Annotated in this window: 16 protein-coding genes; 2 read left to right on the plus strand and 14 right to left on the minus strand. The window is 34.9% G+C overall.

Translation table 11 applies throughout. The features are described from left to right. Positions 1–349: 349 nt before the first annotated feature. The 5 genes from ACGH49_RS07135 to orn form a co-directional block, all read right to left on the minus strand. Positions 350–1771: a cation:dicarboxylate symporter family transporter gene (locus tag ACGH49_RS07135; protein ID WP_411588812.1), complete on the minus strand. Its 1422-nt coding sequence runs from the start codon at positions 1769–1771 to the stop codon at positions 350–352. A gap of 75 nt (positions 1772–1846) precedes the next feature. Then, complete coding sequence (locus ACGH49_RS07140) at positions 1847–3178, minus strand: CoA-disulfide reductase (RefSeq protein ID WP_411588813.1); 1332 nt, start codon at positions 3176–3178, stop codon at positions 1847–1849. Positions 3179–3377: 199 nt separating this feature from the next. Beyond that, complete coding sequence (gene hemH, locus ACGH49_RS07145) at positions 3378–4364, minus strand: ferrochelatase (protein WP_296206975.1); 987 nt, start codon at positions 4362–4364, stop codon at positions 3378–3380. Positions 4365–4373: 9 nt separating this feature from the next. Next, a complete protein-coding gene (waaA, locus tag ACGH49_RS07150) occupies positions 4374–5645 on the minus strand; it encodes a lipid IV(A) 3-deoxy-D-manno-octulosonic acid transferase (protein ID WP_065608943.1) in 1272 nt (423 codons plus the stop codon). A gap of 5 nt (positions 5646–5650) precedes the next feature. Then, entirely contained in the window at positions 5651–6217 is a 567-nt protein-coding gene (orn, locus tag ACGH49_RS07155) for an oligoribonuclease (RefSeq protein WP_034911832.1), read from the minus strand. 79 nt (positions 6218–6296) lie between these two features. Here orn and rsgA point away from each other — a divergent pair, with 79 nt between their 5' ends. Next, positions 6297–7325 (plus strand): small ribosomal subunit biogenesis GTPase RsgA, encoded by a 1029-nt coding sequence (gene rsgA, locus ACGH49_RS07160; protein WP_411588815.1) that lies wholly within the window; start codon positions 6297–6299, stop codon positions 7323–7325. A gap of 141 nt (positions 7326–7466) precedes the next feature. Here the strand turns inward: rsgA and ACGH49_RS07165 are convergent, their stop codons facing one another. Beyond that, complete coding sequence (locus tag ACGH49_RS07165) at positions 7467–8009, minus strand: HdeD family acid-resistance protein (RefSeq protein ID WP_411588818.1); 543 nt, start codon at positions 8007–8009, stop codon at positions 7467–7469. 195 nt (positions 8010–8204) lie between these two features. Further along, positions 8205–9878 carry a C4-dicarboxylic acid transporter DauA gene (gene dauA, locus ACGH49_RS07170; protein WP_411588819.1) on the minus strand — a complete coding sequence of 558 codons (1674 nt, stop codon included), beginning with the start codon at positions 9876–9878 and terminating at the stop codon, positions 8205–8207. A gap of 249 nt (positions 9879–10127) precedes the next feature. On the opposite strand from dauA, the gene ACGH49_RS07175 reads away from it, so the two are divergent. Further along, positions 10128–11477 (plus strand): histidine-type phosphatase, encoded by a 1350-nt coding sequence (locus tag ACGH49_RS07175; RefSeq protein ID WP_065590248.1) that lies wholly within the window; start codon positions 10128–10130, stop codon positions 11475–11477. Positions 11478–11544: 67 nt separating this feature from the next. Here ACGH49_RS07175 and ACGH49_RS07180 read toward each other — a convergent pair whose 3' ends face one another. The 7 genes from ACGH49_RS07180 to fdxH form a co-directional block, all read right to left on the minus strand. Then, a complete protein-coding gene (locus ACGH49_RS07180; RefSeq protein ID WP_034911817.1) occupies positions 11545–12339 on the minus strand; it encodes an ABC transporter ATP-binding protein in 795 nt (264 codons plus the stop codon). A gap of 2 nt (positions 12340–12341) precedes the next feature. Further along, positions 12342–13286: an ABC transporter permease gene (locus ACGH49_RS07185; RefSeq protein ID WP_065560857.1), complete on the minus strand. Its 945-nt coding sequence runs from the start codon at positions 13284–13286 to the stop codon at positions 12342–12344. A 61-nt stretch (positions 13287–13347) separates the two neighbouring features. Next, positions 13348–14325, minus strand: coding sequence for an ABC transporter substrate-binding protein (locus ACGH49_RS07190; RefSeq protein ID WP_141672738.1), 978 nt, complete (start codon positions 14323–14325; stop codon positions 13348–13350). A gap of 259 nt (positions 14326–14584) precedes the next feature. Continuing rightward, on the minus strand, positions 14585–15544 hold the full coding sequence (locus ACGH49_RS07195) for an ABC transporter substrate-binding protein (protein WP_065590249.1): 960 nt from the start codon (positions 15542–15544) through the stop codon (positions 14585–14587). 200 nt (positions 15545–15744) lie between these two features. Then, complete coding sequence (gene fdhE / locus ACGH49_RS07200; RefSeq protein WP_411588822.1) at positions 15745–16653, minus strand: formate dehydrogenase accessory protein FdhE; 909 nt, start codon at positions 16651–16653, stop codon at positions 15745–15747. A 118-nt stretch (positions 16654–16771) separates the two neighbouring features. Next, positions 16772–17464, minus strand: a complete 693-nt coding sequence (locus ACGH49_RS07205) for a formate dehydrogenase subunit gamma (protein ID WP_065590251.1) — start codon at positions 17462–17464, stop codon at positions 16772–16774. After that, on the minus strand, positions 17457–18431 hold the full coding sequence (fdxH, locus tag ACGH49_RS07210) for a formate dehydrogenase subunit beta (RefSeq protein WP_296318094.1): 975 nt from the start codon (positions 18429–18431) through the stop codon (positions 17457–17459). Before fdxH ends, ACGH49_RS07205 begins: the two co-directional genes overlap by 8 nt. Between the last annotated feature and the right edge of the window lie 10 nt (positions 18432–18441).

An 18441-nucleotide genomic window follows, 5' to 3' on the forward strand; every position in this document is an offset into this window, starting at 1 on the left:
ATAAAATAAATAAGAATATAGATGAATAAATCTGACACAATCATAGATTTGTGTATTGTCAATTAAAGGTGACGTTTGATTCTGTCACTGTTGCGGTTGTTGTTATTGCTGTATTTATTGCAATCTCATGCATTAACAATTACAACAACCTATACTGTTCATGGCATCGCTCCATATTTTAAGTTTAGTAGTGGTGCAACCAAGGTGACTACAACAGATGATTTGTTAGGGCTCGAATTATAGGAAGGTACTAAAATCACACCTAAACCCAATAACACAAAAAAAACAAAAATTTATTATTAACTTAAAATTTGTTGTACTATTTCACTCATAGCAACAGCCATTGCAGTTAAGCTTCTGGCTGCTCGTTTTCAAGAGTTACATCGGGGTCGTTATATACTGTCATATCCATAAGACCAATTTCTTTATCGGTTGCGACAGCGGCTGTCATAGCGCCAGATACATTAGCTAAAGTTCTTGCCATATCAATAATTGGATCAACAGCTAAAACCATACCAATTAATGGGAAGTATTCGGCCATGCCCATACCTGATAAAACAACGGTTGCAGCAACTGTTGCAGTGCCAGGAATTCCAGCTATACCAATTGAACCAATAACCACTACAATGACAAGCATAATATAAAATTGGATATTAGTATCAATGCCAACCATATGAGCTACCATAACAGCAAGTAAAGCAGGAAAGAAACCGGCACATCCATTCATTCCCATGGTACTACCTAGAGAGCCAACTAAATTTGCGGTACCTGTATTAACACCCATTCGGACGGTTAGTGTTGAAATAGTCATTGGTAATGAACCGACAGAGGAGCGACTTGTAAAGGCTAATAACCATGTTCCTAGCGCTTTTTTTATAAACATGATTGGTGAAATACCATGAATCACAACAATGGAAACATGTACAATCAACATAATCAATGTGGCGATGTAGATCGCAGCAACAAAACTTGAAACCTGAATAATTGCGGGTATTCCGTTAGAAATAATGGTACGAGCAAGTAAAGCAATTACTGCATAAGGCATGTACTTTATGACTGTCATCGCAATCGACATGATGATCTTATAAAGTGCTTCGATAAACGTTTTAAATAGGGCAATCGGTTGTGAGTTTTTCTTTTCCATTCTGTTGGCGGCAATCCCCATTAAGGCAGAGAAAATGACCAATCCAACAATATTTTCGTTTACCATTGATGCAATAATATTGCTCGGAATTAGATTTATAAAGGTATCAATAATATTAGTGTATTGTTTTGCCTGAGCTTGATGTACAGAACTTGAGCTTATTTCACCTAATGCAAATAGATTAGCTAACAAAATACCAACAATACAGGCAATTGCTGTTGTAAACAGTAACCAAAAAATTCCTCTGAATGCGATTTGGGGTAGATTTTTTTTACCAGAGAAATCGATAATTACTTTAACAATAGATACAAATATGAGTGGTATCACTAACATTCGGATAAAAGCGATAAATGCTCGACCAAATAGTCCATACCAAGTTGCGGTTTCTTGCATCCAGATTGTTGATGTGTCAGGAAACCCTGCTACAGCTTGAATGCTTAAACCTAGCACGGCACCAAGTATTAACCCAACTAACATACGTATTGAAAAATTAACCTTTCGCTTTTGTAATGGTCTCATTACTGTAAAAAAACAGATGAGCAATAACCCTATACCAATTAATGTCTGGTAATGAGTAATAGATAAGAACTTTTCAAAAAAGACTCCTTGAAAAATGGCATCTGGCATATTTAATCCTCACCCTTTAATAATAAATTTAATTATCTAGTAAAATATTTATTGATAGATTTATTAATACCTATCTTATTTTGCGATTGAGCCTGCAATATTTAAAATATCCCATGGTCTGGAAAATGGTGGAGCATAAAGAAAATCTATCATGGCTAATTCATCAATTTTCAAATTCGTCCATATTGCGGTTGCAAGAGTGTTGACCCTTAATGCCGCACCTCCTCCTCCAGCTATTTGACCACCTAAAATCACTCGAGTGTCGGCATGATAGATAAGTTTTGCTGTTACACTTGTTTGACCTGCAACATAGTTGCTGTGATTTTTATCTTTAACTATAACAGTTTTATAAGGAATTCCAGCTTTTTTGGCTTCGCTTTCAGTTAAACCTGTTCGTCCTGCTTCAATATCAAAGACTTTTAAGGCTGAGGTGCCAATAGTACCAGGATATTCACAATTTCCGCCACCTAAATTTTCGCCTACAATTTTGCCTAGCTTGTTCGCCCCTGTAGCGAGAGGAATATATACCATTGAATGACTAACTCTATGGTGAAGGGCAACACAATCTCCAGCAGCATAAATATCTGCCATATTAGTTTGTCCAAAGCTGTTGGTGATTATGGCACCATTTGCAAGTGTCTTGATACCAAGGTTTTTATAGATATCATTGTTTGGCTTAACACCGGTTGCAATAATGACAACATCGGCTGGATATCGTGATTTATCAGTAATTACATGTGTGACATTGTGTGATCCTTCAAAGCCAAGTACTCGCTCTTGCAAATATAGATCACAATGTTGTTTAATATTTTCTTCAATTAGTTCAGTAATTTGCCTATCAAATGCATCGATAAGAATTCTGTCATCCAATTGAATCAATTTGACGTTTTTTTGTAAAGCAACAAGCGATTCAGCTATTTCAAGCCCAATATAGCCAGCACCTATAACAATCAAATTTTTGATATTTGAGTTGGATAATGTCTGTTTGATAGCTAACCCGTCATGCAGGTTGCGTAATGTGAAGATATTTTTTAGTTGGCTATTTTCAAAAGGGGGAATGATGGGACTTGCACCAACTGCAAGTAGTAACTTGTCATAGCTATCATCAAAGCAATTGCCAGTATTGAGATCTTTAACAGTTAATTTTTTTTGATTAGTATCAATAGCAATGACTTCATGTAAAGTTTTTATTTCAATACCATCTTTTTGAAATTGCTCGGGCGTTCGGGATATCATTTCGTTGGCGTCAGTAAAGTGGTTACCAATAAAATAAGGTAAACCGCAAGCACCAAACGAAACAATATCTGATTTTTCATAAATACGGATGGTTGCCTCAGGGTTCATTCTTTTAGCCTTTGCAGCAGCACTTGCACCTGCGGCTTGAGCGCCAATGATGATTATTTTCACTTAATTTTCTCCTCAGTGCTCAGATACTGAATTATAAAATAATACCTTATCATACCCCATAGATTACCTTGGTGATAGATAGTTAGCATTAATATTCGTTAATTTAAAATTTTATTCGTTTGAAAATCAACAATTACTTGTTTAGTGTAATTTTTTAGTCGTATTATTTTTGTTAAAAAGTTTCCGGTAACTATGTGTTTCAGTATAAATTATTAAGTATAGGTGGCTGAGTTTGGTTGATTAATGCCATGATTAAATTAATCTGTAAGTCCGTGTCATTTAATGTGGGAATATAATAAAATGATTTTCCACCTGCATTTAAAAAGATTTCTCGATTTTCTTCGTCAATTTCGTAAATAGTTTCAATACAATCTACCGAAAATCCGGGACAGATGACGTGCACATTGTTAACACCATTTTTTGCTAATGTTTGTAGTGTATCGCTGGTACTTGGCGTAACCCATTTACCTTTTCCAAATTTAGATTGATAAGCCATTTGAATTGGTATATTTATGTTATTTGTTCGGCATTTTTCGATTAATAACTGTGTGGTCATTTCACAACGTTGAATATAATCATCTTTTCGTTTGTAAATATAACGCTCTGGAATACCATGATAAGAAATTATAAGCACTTCAGGCTCACCTTGGCATTGAAATGCTTGCTTAATTTGTAAATAAAGTGCATTGATATAACTTGGATGATCGGCATAATCACGAATATAGTCAATACTATTTATGATTTTGTCGGTTGCTATAACTTGTTTAAGTTTATCAAGTACAGCGAGTGTTGTGGTCGTTGAGTATTGTGGGAAAAGTGGCAATACCGTAATTTTTGAACATGATTGAAGCTTGTTCAATGCAGATTGAATATTGGGTTCACCATAGGTCATGGCTAATTCACATTGAATATTTGGTAAGTGGAGTTGTAATTTATCACATAATAATTGGCTGTAATGAAGTAAAGGTGATGAGCCATCTATCCAAATTTTTTGATAATGATGGATAATATAAGGCACTCGTTTAGGTATTACAAGGTACTTTAAAATCGGATACCAAAACAGTTTCGGTAAATCAACGACATGGCGATCGAGTAAGAACTCGGTTAAGTACCGTTTTATTGAATCTGGTGTTGCCGCGTTTGGTGTACCTAGATTAATCAGCAATAACCCTTGTTTTTTATTCACAAGTAATCCTTATTTTGAGCAAAGATAATAGTTGATAATGTTAAAAAGCCTATGTAGTGCGCCTTGATTTTGTTTTAATACTTGATACGCTTGTTCGCCAATTTGTTGACTACGCGTTTTATTTTCTAAAAGCCCATTAATCGCTGAATAAAGGGAATCGGCTGTGCTAGCACAAATGATCATGCCATCAGCTGAAATAAGTTGCTCACAAATCACTTTAAAATTGAAAAAATGTTCGCCACTAATGATTGGAATGTGGTGAAGTGCGGGTTCTAATGGATTATGCCCTCCATGTTTCACTAAACTGCCACCAACGAAGGCGATATCGGCAATACCATAAAGTTCTATTAATTCTCCCATCGTATCACCCAAAATGACTTGGGTTTGTTTAGCAGGAATTTGACCGCTACTGCGGTTTATATAATTTAATCCGCAATCATTAATTAATTTTTCGACGGTTTTAAAGCGTTCTGGGTGGCGGGGGACAATAATCAATAATAAATTGGGATATTTTTGTAATAACCGCTTAAAGGCAGATAAGATGATTTCATCTTCTCCATTATGTGTACTTGCGGCAATAAAGATAGGGCGGTCTAATTGCCACCGCTGTTTTAGCGTTTTGATTTTTTGCTGTTGTTGATCTGTTAAATCAATATCAAATTTAATACTACCGGTTATTGTTAAGCGATCACGGGGTAAACCCAGTGAAATAAAACGTTCCCCATCTTGCTTATTTTGTGCGGCAATTGCACTAATTTTTGATAGTAAATTGCTAATGGATCGCCCGAGTTTACTGTATCGATTAGCTGAACGTTCTGATAATCTGGCATTGGCAATAATTAGCTGAATATTTCGTTTATAACACTGACAGATAAAATTAGGCCAAAGCTCAGTTTCCATAATGATCACTAATTTGGGCTTAACCGTATTTAAAAAACGATTTATCGCGCAGGGCAAATCATAAGGTAAATATACATGGCTGACGCTATCACCAAGTAATGACTTAACTTGCTCTGAGCCTGTTGGCGTCATGGTGGTAACTGTGATAGGTAAACTAGGATACTGTTGTTTAAGTGCTTTGATTAGTGGGATGGCTGCTATCGTTTCACCCACCGATACGGCATGCACTAAAATACCGTTAGATTTAACTTTATTTTTGCAAAAACCATAGCGTTCAAGCCAACGCTTTCGATAAGCTGGCGCTTTACGACTACGCCAAAGCAGTCTTAGCCAAACCAGTGGTTGAATCAAATACAATAAAAAAGTATATAAAATTTGCATACTAATTATAAGTTGGTTAGATCAAAAAAGTGTTCACGGTAATAAACAAGTTCAGCAATTGAGTCACGAATATCATCAAGAGCTTGATGAGAACTCTGTTTGCTAATCCCTTTTAGTATTTCAGGTTTCCAACGTTTAGCTAATTCTTTAATTGTGCTGACATCTAAATAGCGATAATGAAAATAACTTTCTAAATTAGGCATATAGTTAAATAAAAAACGACGATCTTGCCCAATAGTATTACCACAAATTGGCGAGCTGTTTTCTGGTACCCATTGTTTTAAAAATTCGATGGTTTGTTGTTCGGCCTGTTGTTCACTAATAGTACTTTTGCGAACACGCTCAATAAGTCCTGATTTGCCATGGGTGTTTTGATTCCACTCATCCATTAATGCTAATTGCTCATCAGATTGATGAACTGCAATCACAGGTCCTTCAGCAAGAATATTTAAGTTAGAATCGGTAACAATGGTTGCGATCTCAATAATGCGATCAGTTATTGGATTGAGTCCAGTCATTTCAAGATCTATCCAAATAAGATTGTTACTATTAATTTGAGATTGTTTGTTCATAATTTGCTATAGAGATTTTCTTTTTGATACTGAGTAGTGTAGCATAACTGACAATCTGTTTTAGTAAAAAATGAGTACTATGGCAAAAAATAAACTATCCAATAATCAAAAAAGACGTGTAGCGGCAAAACATCAGCAACGATTAGCAATAAAGCAAGATGAGAGTCTGGCAAATTTTTCGTCACCTCGTGACGGTGTAGTAATAAGTCGTTTTGGTAAGTCTGCAGATGTTGAAGATAGTGTAGGTCTTATTTATCGTTGTAGTATTCGTCGCACGTTACCGTCGATAGTCACTGGTGATAAAGTAGTATGGCGCGAAAGTTTAGAGCCAAATACCAATGGTATTATTGAAGCGGTTCACCCGAGACATTCTGAACTTGTCCGGCCTGATTTTTATGATGGCGTTAAACCCGTTGCCGCAAATGTTGATCAAATCGTGATTATTTCGGCTGTCTTGCCAGAATTATCACTAAATATTATCGATCGCTATTTAGTTGCTTGTGAATGCACTGATATAAAACCTATTATTGTTTTAAACAAAATTGATTTACTTAATGATGATCAACTCACTGAAGTTGAAAAAAAATTGACGATTTATACTCATATCGGTTATCAAGTTTTGTATGTCTCATGTCAAAATCAACAAGGCATTGCTGTATTACAAGAAGCTTTGCAAGGTAAGATTTCCATTTTAGTTGGGCAGTCTGGTGTGGGAAAATCAAGTATTATTAATTTACTGTTACCTCATCAATCACAATCAGTTATGACTGGAGGTATTTCAGAAATATCCGGACTTGGTCAACATACAACCACTTCCTCTCGGCTTTACCACTTACCAAATGGTGGAGATATTATTGACTCACCAGGGATCCGCGAATTTGGTTTATGGCACTTAGAGCCAGAACAAGTGATTAGTGGTTTTAAAGAATTTGATAATTATTTAGGCGGTTGCCACTTTCGCGATTGTAATCACTTTGATACGCCAGGTTGTTTACTACAAAAAGCAGTACAAGACGGTAAAATTGCACCATCAAGGCTTGATAACTATCATCGGATTTTACAGACAATGCAAGAAGTTAAGGCAAAAACTAACAAAATCTATAAATAATCAGCTTAATTCATTTATAACAAAATTAAATAAGTTGTATTTGTGTTCGAGTCATTACTGTAATTACTTGCTGCTCACAATTAGTGGTAACATCTTGAAAGTCATTGCTAGATTGTGAGCAACGAATGTGCTATTTAACATCTATTTTTTTAATGCAAAACCAATAGCTACATATGCCCAACCTTGGAAAATAAGGTCAATACCTAAAAACATACCTAATACCCAAAGACTGTCATATGGCCAACCTGTAATAATCATAAAGCCTAAAATTAATGTAATAATCCCTGAAGTTAAAACCCATCCCCAACGAGGTAAATTGCGGTTATTCATAGCCGCAAATATTTGTGTAAAGCCGCTCATAATTAGCAAGAATGAAATCACCAATGTTAAGGCTGATGAAACCGCAACAGGTTGGAAAAATGACATTAGACCAATAAAAATGTATAAAATCCCCATTACTGCCCATAATGCTGACTGACCAAAATCTTTAATGCGAAATGAATGTAGCGCTTGGGCAATACCTGCAATTAAAATTAATGAACCAATAAAATAGACAGAGAAGACGGTTGCCATGAACTGATAACCTAAAGCTAAGCCCCCCAATATAATTAAAATAACACCAACTAAAATAAACCAACTTGATTTTTCTTTAAGATTGTAGACATTGTTTTCGTTAGATATCATGTTATTTACCTATTTTTATAAGTTAATTTTGGATTTCAAATTAAAATCACTTTTTAACACTTATAGTTTGTCAATGGTGATTTAGTAAATGAAAAGAAAGGTAGTGGAGGTACAATTTATTGCACAGTAATTAGTTTCTGTTCAAACCGTTACTGTGCATATAAATTAGTTAATATAATAAATCTAATTTTAGAATTAATCTTTATCTTTCAGTGCTTCTTCTAGCGTTGAATAGAATATTAGTTTGTTAGGAATTGGAATAATTTTTGCGCGAGCTAATGTTTTTAATGGTTGAAACTGTAACTCACAAATTGATAGATCAACTTGTTCAGGTAGTTCATCAATAAAATGAATTAAAGCATTGAGCCCACCAGCATCAAGAATAGGTACCGCATCCCATTGTAGCACTATGTGTTCATATCCATTAATCTTTTGATAAATTTCTAAAAATGTACGTTCAGCGGCAGCAAAAAATAGTGGCCCGTTAATACGTAGCACTAATGTTTTATCGTTACTGCGATTAAGTTCAACTAAGCGAGTCATGCGGGCGATACGGCGCATAAATAGGATTGAGGCAAGTATAATCCCAAGTGTAATTGCAATCACCATATCAAATAGTACTGTTAACGACATGCAAATAAGCATAATCAAAATATCATCTTTAGGAGCACATTTGATAATATAAATGACGCGTTGAACTGCACTCATATTCCATGCCACGATAAGTAATAATGCCGCCATAGCAGAAAGTGGGATAAATGATAATGCTGGTGCGAAGCAAATAAGAGCAAGTAAGACAATTAAAGAATGCAAAACGGCTGCAATAGGCGAGGTTGCGCCTGCTTTGACATTTGCCGCTGAACGCGCAATTGCCGCTGTTGCTGAAATGCCACCAAAAAATGGTGCAATAATATTCCCTAAGCCTTGACCAATGAGTTCACTATTTGAGTGGTGTTTAGTGTGTGTCATTTCATCTAATACCACAGCACAGAGTAATGATTCAATTGCGCATAACATTGCCATGGTCAGTGAAATTGGCAGTAAGGCAGTAAATGTTGACCAATCCCAAGTAAAATCAGCGTGCTGCCAAGGTAAAATAAACTCTGGTAGAACAGCGGGTATACCATGACCTATCGTATTATCAGCTAGTGTATAGATAAATCGTGAACCAATCGTTTCAATTTGATAGCCAAATTGATTAAAAATAAACATGACAGCAATACCAGCAATTAGAGCAGGTAGGTGTCCTGATATTTTAAGTCTAAGTTTTGGCCATACTATTAACACAATTAGTGTTACTACACCGACTAAAGTGTCAGCAATATTAATGGTTGGTAGTGTTTTAGCTAGTTCCGTAACTTTACCAATATAACTTTCTGGCATGTGCTCAAGTGTTAAACCAAAAAAATCTTTAATTTGCATGGTTGCTATAGTTATGGCAATGCCCGATGTGAAACCTAATACAACGGGTAAAGGAATATATTCGATTAATCTACCTAATCGAATTAATCCCATTAATACAAGAAATATACCCGATAGCAATGTTGCAATTAGTAGTCCAGATAATCCATATTGTAATGATACAGGATATAAAATAACTACAAATGCTGCTGTAGGTCCAGAAACACTAAACCTTGAACCACCCGTTAATGCAATGATAAAACCACCTATAATTGCTGTGTATAGACCATGCTGTGGTGGTACACCACTAGCAATAGCTAGTGCCATTGCTAGTGGTATAGCAATAATCCCAACAGTTATTCCAGCTATTAAATCTTTAATAAAACGAGTTGTGTTGTAAGGGGTACTTATACATGCAGATATAAATGCACAGCTAATTTTTGTACCTGAAAGGCCATATAATTTCATTGTGTTTAATTAATTAAAAGGAAGTTGTATCGAGTGTCTAATAAGATAATCTTTTTTACGAAAAATGAAAGAGTGTTATGAAAATAATCATCTTTTTTGTGAAATAGTTTTATAGATATTGTTTTATTAACACTATCATTTTATAAGTACTGCTTATTTTGATTTTTATGCTAATCTACACTATAGATAGTGATGTTGAGGCCATTTTTAATGGTATATTAACGTTGTTTATTTCAAGGGAAAAAGCGAATGGTTATGGTTCGTTTTCGTAAGTGGTTTATTGTTTTTTTATGTGCGTTTTCTTCTGTAAGTCTTGCTCAACAAACTATGTGTGTGGGTTCTAAAACAGCCTATCAATATGATGCTGAACAAAAGATTACACCAGCGCCGACAGGGTATATGGCTTTTTACATTGATCATGTTGGACGACATGGCTCACGTTATATCAGTAAACCAAAATCTGAAGATATTGCTTATCAAATTTTGTTAATGGCTGAAAAGCAAAATCAATTGACTAGCTTAGGAAAAGATTTATTTAGGCAGATAATTCGTATTGCTGAGTTAAATAAAAATCATTACGGCGAGCTTACTGATTTTGGTCGTAAAGATATTGCTTTTATTAGTCAGCGTATGCAGAAGAATAATCCAACTGTTTTTAAAGGAAATAAAATTGATGTTGTTTCATCTCGAACCCCTAGAGCCAAAGAAACCGCAGAAATATTCATTAGTTCTTTCAAATCTAAATATCCTGATATCCATGTTACACAGCAGCCCGAAGATCAACAAACGTTATTGCGCTTTTTTGATTATTCATCAGTTTATAATGAATATAAACACAGTAAAGTAGTGAAAGATTCGGTGAAATTGATAGAGAATGCGCCTAAAACACAGCAAATAAGCGAACAGGTAGTAAAAAAGATTTTTGCTGATGATTTTATCCGAAAGCTAGATAAGGGCATTGAGGTTGTCGATAAATCATCAGTAAAAACACGGGATTTTGTGATTTCGGTTTATCAATTGTATCAAGAGCTACAAGCATTTTCGCCGCAAGTATTAAAGGATAATTATTTTGACCTTGATCCGTATTTTTCGGTTGATGAAAATACTTGGCTTAATACCGTAGTTACGGCTAAAAACTATCTGGAAATTGGTCCTGCTTTTGATGCCAATGGTATCCAAATAAAAATTGCCGCTCCATTGTTGTGGGATATGTTAAACACTGCCGATATTGCAATAGCGAATAATAATATTGATGCCAATTTGCGTTTTGCCCATGCTGAAACCATTTCGCCTTTAGCCACTTTACTTGAAATTGAAGGTACATCCTCTATTGCTGAGTCTATTTTTGATTATTATGCTGTTTGGCAAGCGGATAAAATTATTCCTATGGGAGCTAATATTCAATGGATTTTTTATAAAAGCGAGAAAGAAAATCAGCCTGTATTAGTTAAAGTATTATTAAACGAGCGTGAAGTGCATTTACCTATAAAATCAGTGCAATATCCTTATTATCGTTGGAGTGATATAAAGCAATTTTATACAGATAAGCTTAATAAATTAGGTTTAAGTTATATCCCGTCACTAGCAACAGCAAATTAAGTGGTAATGGAGTTAATTGCTATAGATAAAAAGCAATATTTCTATCAGAAATATTGCTTTTTGATGATTAACCTAAAAGCAAAGCATCATCGGTAACTTTTTCACCACGTGTTTTTTCAAACATATCTAATAAATCCGTTACAGTTAATTTAGCTCGTTGTTCTCCAGATACATCAAGCACAACTTGTCCTTGATGAAGCATTACCGTTCGGGTGCCATATTCTAATGCTTGTTTCATAGAGTGAGTCACCATCATTGTTGTTAATTGTTTTTTTGAAACAATTTCATTGGTTAGCTCTAAAACAAACTGTGCAGTTTTAGGATCAAGCGCTGCGGTATGTTCATCAAGCAATAATATTTTAGATGGTTGTAAAGTTGACATTAACAAACTAATAGCTTGTCTTTGACCTCCCGAGAGTAATCCCATCATATCCGATAATCGATTTTCAAGACCTAAATTTAAAGTAGCAAGTTTTTCTTTAAATATTGATCTGATATTTCGATTAAGAGCTGAAGATAAGGTAAAACGATATCCTCGGTTATAAGCTATAGCGAGATTTTCTTCAATAGTTAAGTTTTCACATGTGCCAACCATGGGGTCTTGAAATACACGAGCAACCATACTAGCTCGTTTCCATGCTGGCCAGCGAGTGACATTTTTACCATTAATAGCAATTTTTCCTGAATCAGGAAGTAAATCGCCACTAATCACATTCAATAAAGAACTTTTACCTGCTCCGTTACTACCAATTATGGTAACAAATTCACCTTCACTAATATTCAGGTTTAGTCCTCGTAATACATGATTTTCAATTGGTGTACCCTGATTAAAAGTTAATTGTAATTGTTCAACTTTAATCATGCTTACTTACCTCTTATTTTTGCGTGTTTTTTTAATTGCTTAGGCACAACAAGAGCCAGCACAACGAGTATCGCCGTAATTAGATTTAAATCTTCTGTTCCAACCCCGATTTCTTGTAAAAACTCATTACTAAGTGCAAATGCAATAAATAAACGATATAAAATAGAACCAACAATAACTGCTAGCATCACAGCCCAAATTCGTTTAGCGGGGAATAAGCTTTCACCAATAATAATTGATGCAAGACCGATTACAATTGTACCAACACCAATGGTGATATCAGCTCCACCTTGTGTTTGTACAAATAATGAACCTCCGAGAGCAATTAAACCATTTGATATAGCCATACCAAGAATTGTGACTCTTCCAGTCGGAATGCCTTGCGATTTTGCCATTCGTTGGTTGGTGCCAGTTGCTCTTAAGGCCAATCCCATTTGGGTATTTAAAAACGCATTGAGTAAAGCCCAAAACACAATGACAAATCCTAAAGCCATAAGAGGTTGTACAATATATTGGTTGCTGTAATCTTCAGCAATAAATGGTGAAAATATAGTTTTGGCATCAAGTAAAGAAAGATTAGGGGATCCTGCCATTCTTGATGTTTCATCCATAATATACGGACCAACACCTAATATTCTTAAATTGATAGAATAGAGTCCTATCATTACAATAATACTTGATAATAATTGAAGAATATTGAGTTTAACATACAGTATTCCTGTCATTGCTCCAGCAAGACAGCCAGCAAACATACCTAATAACGTTGCAATCCAAGGATCGATACCGATATAAATGCATAATCCACATATCGCTCCACCAAGTGGAAAACTTGCATCAGCAGTAAGATCTGGGAAATCAAGTAAACGAAACGAGATAAATACGCCCAAACTCACCAACGCATAAATAAGCCCAATTCCAATTGAGCCTAATAAAAATTCAGAAGACATGAAAAAAATCCATAAAAGTTAACCGCCAAAGTTGGCGGCTTAGTTATAAAAAAAGTAAAAATTATTTTTCAACAATTTTGGTAGCTGATTTTAATACATTTTCAGATAATATAACACCTTGGCGTTCAGCCGCTTTTTTATTAATTGTTAATTGAGTAACATTACCCACTTGTGGTGGAATATCACCAGGATTTTCGCCGTTAAGTATACGGATAACAATTTTACCAGCTTGACGACCAAGATCATAATAACTCATGCCTAAAGCGGCAATAGCACCACGTTCTGCCGATTCAGGGTTGGATGCAATAAGAGGAATTTTACTTTCATTAGCCACTTTTGCTAAAGCTTCATAAGCAGAAACCACATTATTATCGGTAGTAGTATAAATCATATCAACCTTACCTTTTAAACTTCTAGCCGCAGTAGATATATCAGAAGTGCGTTGCGCAGGAGCGGCAATAATTTTCATACCTCGTTTTTCTAGCTCATTTTGTAATTGTTTTAGTATGATTGTTGAGTTAACTTCGCTAGGGCTATAAACATAACCAATGTTTTTAGCATCAGGTTTTATTTTTAGCATCATATCGATTTGAGAATCTAGTGATAAGGCGTCAGATACGCCTGTTACATTTGTTTTTGATGCATCCCAACTTGGGGTTAATTTAGCTGCTACGGGATCGGTAACGGCAGTGAAAACAATAGGAATAAGTTTTGTTGTAGCAACTAATGCTTGCGAACTTGGCGTGGCAATTCCTACAATAACATCTGGTTTATTTGCTACAAATTGTTTAGCAATTTGGGCTGCATTTGCACTACTACCTTGTGCGCTTAAAAATTGTAGCTTTAAATTTTTTCCAGCAATATAACCGCTATCTTTTAACTCATCCTCAACACCTTTACGCACATTATCTAATGCGGGGTGTTCAACTATTGCTGTAATGGCAACAAATTTTTGTTCGGTTTTAGCCTCAGCGAAAGAATAAAATGTTGCTAACGATAAACTAAGTAACATACAAAGTTTAATGATAGAATTACGCATAGAGCACTCCTGTAATGTTTTTTTTACAATCAAGCTAAATATTAAGTTACTATAAAGCAAAAAAAGATAATTTTCTAGTATAAAAACAGCTATGAGTGTAAATTTTTTATTACACATTATCAGTGATTTGATGTTAACTTGGTAAACTGGATTAATTGATGTTAATCCAGTTATTGGATTACTGTAGGTTACATTTTTTTGCTCACCTAACTACTAAGTGAGCAAAATTTTTAATTAATTTTAGTGAAGTAGGGCTTAATTATTTTCCTATGACTTTGTCAGCAGATTGAATTACCTCTGGAGGCAAAGCAACCCCTTGTTTTTTAGCTGCATCAGTATTAACAACAAGGCGTAATGCTTGCCCTATTTCTGGAGTTATACTTCCTGGTTTTTCACCTTTTAATATGCGCACAACAAGCTTACCTGATTGGCGTCCTACATCATAGTAGCTCATTCCGTATGCAGCAACGGCTCCTCGTTCAATCGCATCAGGGAACGATGCTAAAAGAGGAATTTTATTTTCATTTGCAAATTTGACTAATGACTCATAGGCTGAAACAACATTATTATCGGTTGTCGTGTAAATTAAGTCTACTCTACCTTTTAATGTATTGGCAGCAGTTGAAATATCAGCAGTTCGTTGAGCTGGTACCGCAATAAAATTAATATTTTGTTGAGATAAAAGAGTTTGTAGATTTTTTAATACCACGGTTGAATTAATTTCACTTGGACTATAAATATATCCTACTGATTTAACATTAGGTACAATTTTTTTCATAAATTCGATTTGTGGACCAATTTCTTGATAATCTGATACACCAGTAATGTTTGTGCCAGCAGGTTGCCAATCTTTAATTAATTTAGCGGCGATAGGATCGGTAATTCCAGCAAATACAATAGGAATTTGTTTGGTCGCTGCAGCTGTTGCCTGTGCACTTGGTGTCGCAATTGCCACAATAACATCAGGTTTTGCTGCTACAAATTGCCTTGCAATTTGAGCTGCAGTAGCACTACTTCCTTGCGCACTTTTGTATTGGACGGTTAAATTCTTGTTTAACGTATAGCCGCTGTCTGCCAATTCATCTTTAACACCATCACGGATTTGATCTAATGAAGGATGCTCAACAATTGCCGTAATGGCCACATTTTTAATTGTATCTGCAAAACTTAAAAAAGGTGTAAGCAATAATATTGTTACCAATAAAATAAAACGTTTCATGAATTAAACTCGCAAACTAGTACAATAGTTTAATTCTAGCTTTATTAATCAAAAATGTGAAGTTGTATTTTATTTAATTGATGATCATGTTACAAAATAATCGTTATTGTAAAATAGTTAAATAATTAATGAGCTTTGAATGAATTATTTCATATTCGATATAATGCCTATAAAACTATATTATCAGTATCTTTGTTTTTTTATTGAGCAAATATAAAAGGATTTACCCCACTTTTAGCAAACCCTTCTTCTTCGGTTTTGATATCTAATATCAGCGAAGCAATATCATCCGCAATGACTTCAATATGAGGATCTTTATCTTGATCAAATATTTTTAAATAGCTATGGCAAGCATCACAACACTCGGTTTTAATTGCAGCGAGTTCTTTTTCTAAAGAGAGGTATTGTATGTCTTTCATATTATCGCAGCAGGTACATTTAATTCTAGGTACATACCATTCACTTTCACATAAACTACAATGTAAATAGCGTAATCCGTTGTTACCGCCTAATTGAATAATGCTAGCAGTAGGCATACTATTACAAACTGGACATAACCAGAGTTTATCTGTATTTTCTGCGATAGCTTTACTTTTAATTTGACTAGCCAGTTGGCAATAATAAACAGATAATGATGACCAAATAAATATTGCTTCATTACCATCAACTTTATCAAATTCTCCTTTAAGCAAATGTAATGCTTTATTTTGTAATTCTAAAGTGCTATTTTTTTTAAGCTGTTCAATGACTATAGCGATTTGCTGCGTGGTATCAGAAAATGAGTCGAGTAATGAAGTAAAGTAATCTTGCCAAGTATCTTTAAGAGGTAAATTATCTAAACTAAGTGGAGGATATTCGCTATTTAATAAACACGTTACATCAATATCTATAGGCTGATGTTTAATTAAATTGGCTTGTTGTTCAGCTATAATTGCACAAAAATTCAAATAATCACTAATTGCATTATTGTTTGCAAGAGTTTTTAAACGTTCTGCTCGATGAGCATAAAGTGTTTTAGGTGATGGATAAAATAGTAACGGGATTTGTCTAATAACTGAGTTTGTAGCTTGTTGTTCAAGTTGTTCTTGGGGGATAATTTTTATACTCATTATAAATGCTCATTGATTGTGATTTTATTCATCACTGCTTTTTATTTTTTTACTATTAAAATGACACCGCTGATAGTAACTATCAGCGGAAAATACCATTATAGATGCAGGAAAATTACTATGCTGGTTTATGTTTAATATCTGTAGATTCTTCTTCAGATTTGGCCTTTAACCTTAGTTCATTTTGATAGATCTTTTCCATTTCTTCTTCATACCAAGTTGAATGATTTTTTTGTGCCCAAGCACGCGAAACATAGCCTGTTATCATCCCTTTAATGGAACCTTTAACCCAAATAGCCATATAAGCATGACCAATTGCAAGCAGGATTAAGCCAATTGCAGCAAGAGAATGAAAAAATATCGCAATACGGACAACTGGAACAGAAAAATTATCCGCAAAATAACGGCGCCACATGATGAGGCCTGTAACAAATAAAACTAAAATTAACCCCATAATGCACCAAAATAAAAACTTTTGTCCTACATTATATTTGCCTATTGGAATGCCTCTTTCTTTGCCCAAAATGACATGTTTAAAGTTTTTAATCCATAAAAGATCATTTTTATTTGGAATATTATGGTGAGCAAGTTTTATAAACATAAACATGAGTAAAACAAAAACAATGCACCCTAAAAATGGATGCAATGCTCTTACTAATTGCGGCGTACCAAGAAATAATCCAAACAGTTTTATAGATGGAAAAAATAAAGATAAGCCAGATAGCGCAGTCAGAATAAACAGACAGACCATACACCAGTGACAGAAGCGAACAATAAGTGGTGTTCTTAATATCATGCTTTTCTTATCCATGATGATTCTCCTGTTGTGATAAATTAGAGTCAATTTTCTGTTCTAAAACAGGCAAGCCTAAACGCTTTCGAGCTTGTTTATCTGCTTCTTTTTCTTCTTCAATGTCATCTTCATCAACTTCAATTGCACCAACGCCCATGTAATGGAACAGCAAACCACTAAAAGTTGCCACAAATGCAGCTGCAGATAATGGTTTCCAAATACCCTTCCAAAATCTGACAATTTCACTAATTTTAGGGTTTTTTGGTAAGCCGTGATACAATTCTGGCTGATCTGCATGATGAAGAACATACATAACATGTGTTCCCCCAACTCCTTGCGGGTCATAAAGACCAGCATGTTCAAAACCACGTTTTTTCAAATCTACAATTCTGTGTTCAGCATGGCGAATCATATCTTGTTTAGTACCAAAGTGTATAGCGCCAGTAGGACAAGTTTTAACGCAGGCGGGTTCTTGACCCACAGCAACGCGATCGACACATAATGTACATTTATAGGAGTGATTATCTTCTTTACTAATTCGTGGAATATTGAACGGACAACCTGCTACACAGTAGCCACAACCAATACAGTGTTCCGATTGAAAATCAACAATACCATTAGCATATTGAATGATAGCACCTTCTGATGGGCATGCTTTCAAACAACCAGGATCAGAACAGTGCATACAGCCATCTTTACGAATTAACCATTCAAATTTTCCATTTATCTCGACTTCTGAATACCGCATTACAGTCCATGCTTTTGGCTCTAAATCGGCAGGATTATCATAAACACCAACAGTATTGCCAACTTCAGCTCGAAGGTCATTCCATTCGCTACAAGCAACCTGACATGCTTTACAACCTATACAGGTGGTTACATCAATAAGTTTTGCAACTTCTTGTTGATAGTCCCTAGCTCGTGGCGCTGGAGTTAAAGAATTGGTTGCTGAGCGGCGTATAATATCTTGAGTTTGTAATGACATAATTTATCCT

It is taken from the genome of Gilliamella sp. BG7 (genome assembly GCF_046635565.1).
GTDB lineage: Bacteria > Pseudomonadota > Gammaproteobacteria > Enterobacterales > Orbaceae > Gilliamella > Gilliamella apicola_P.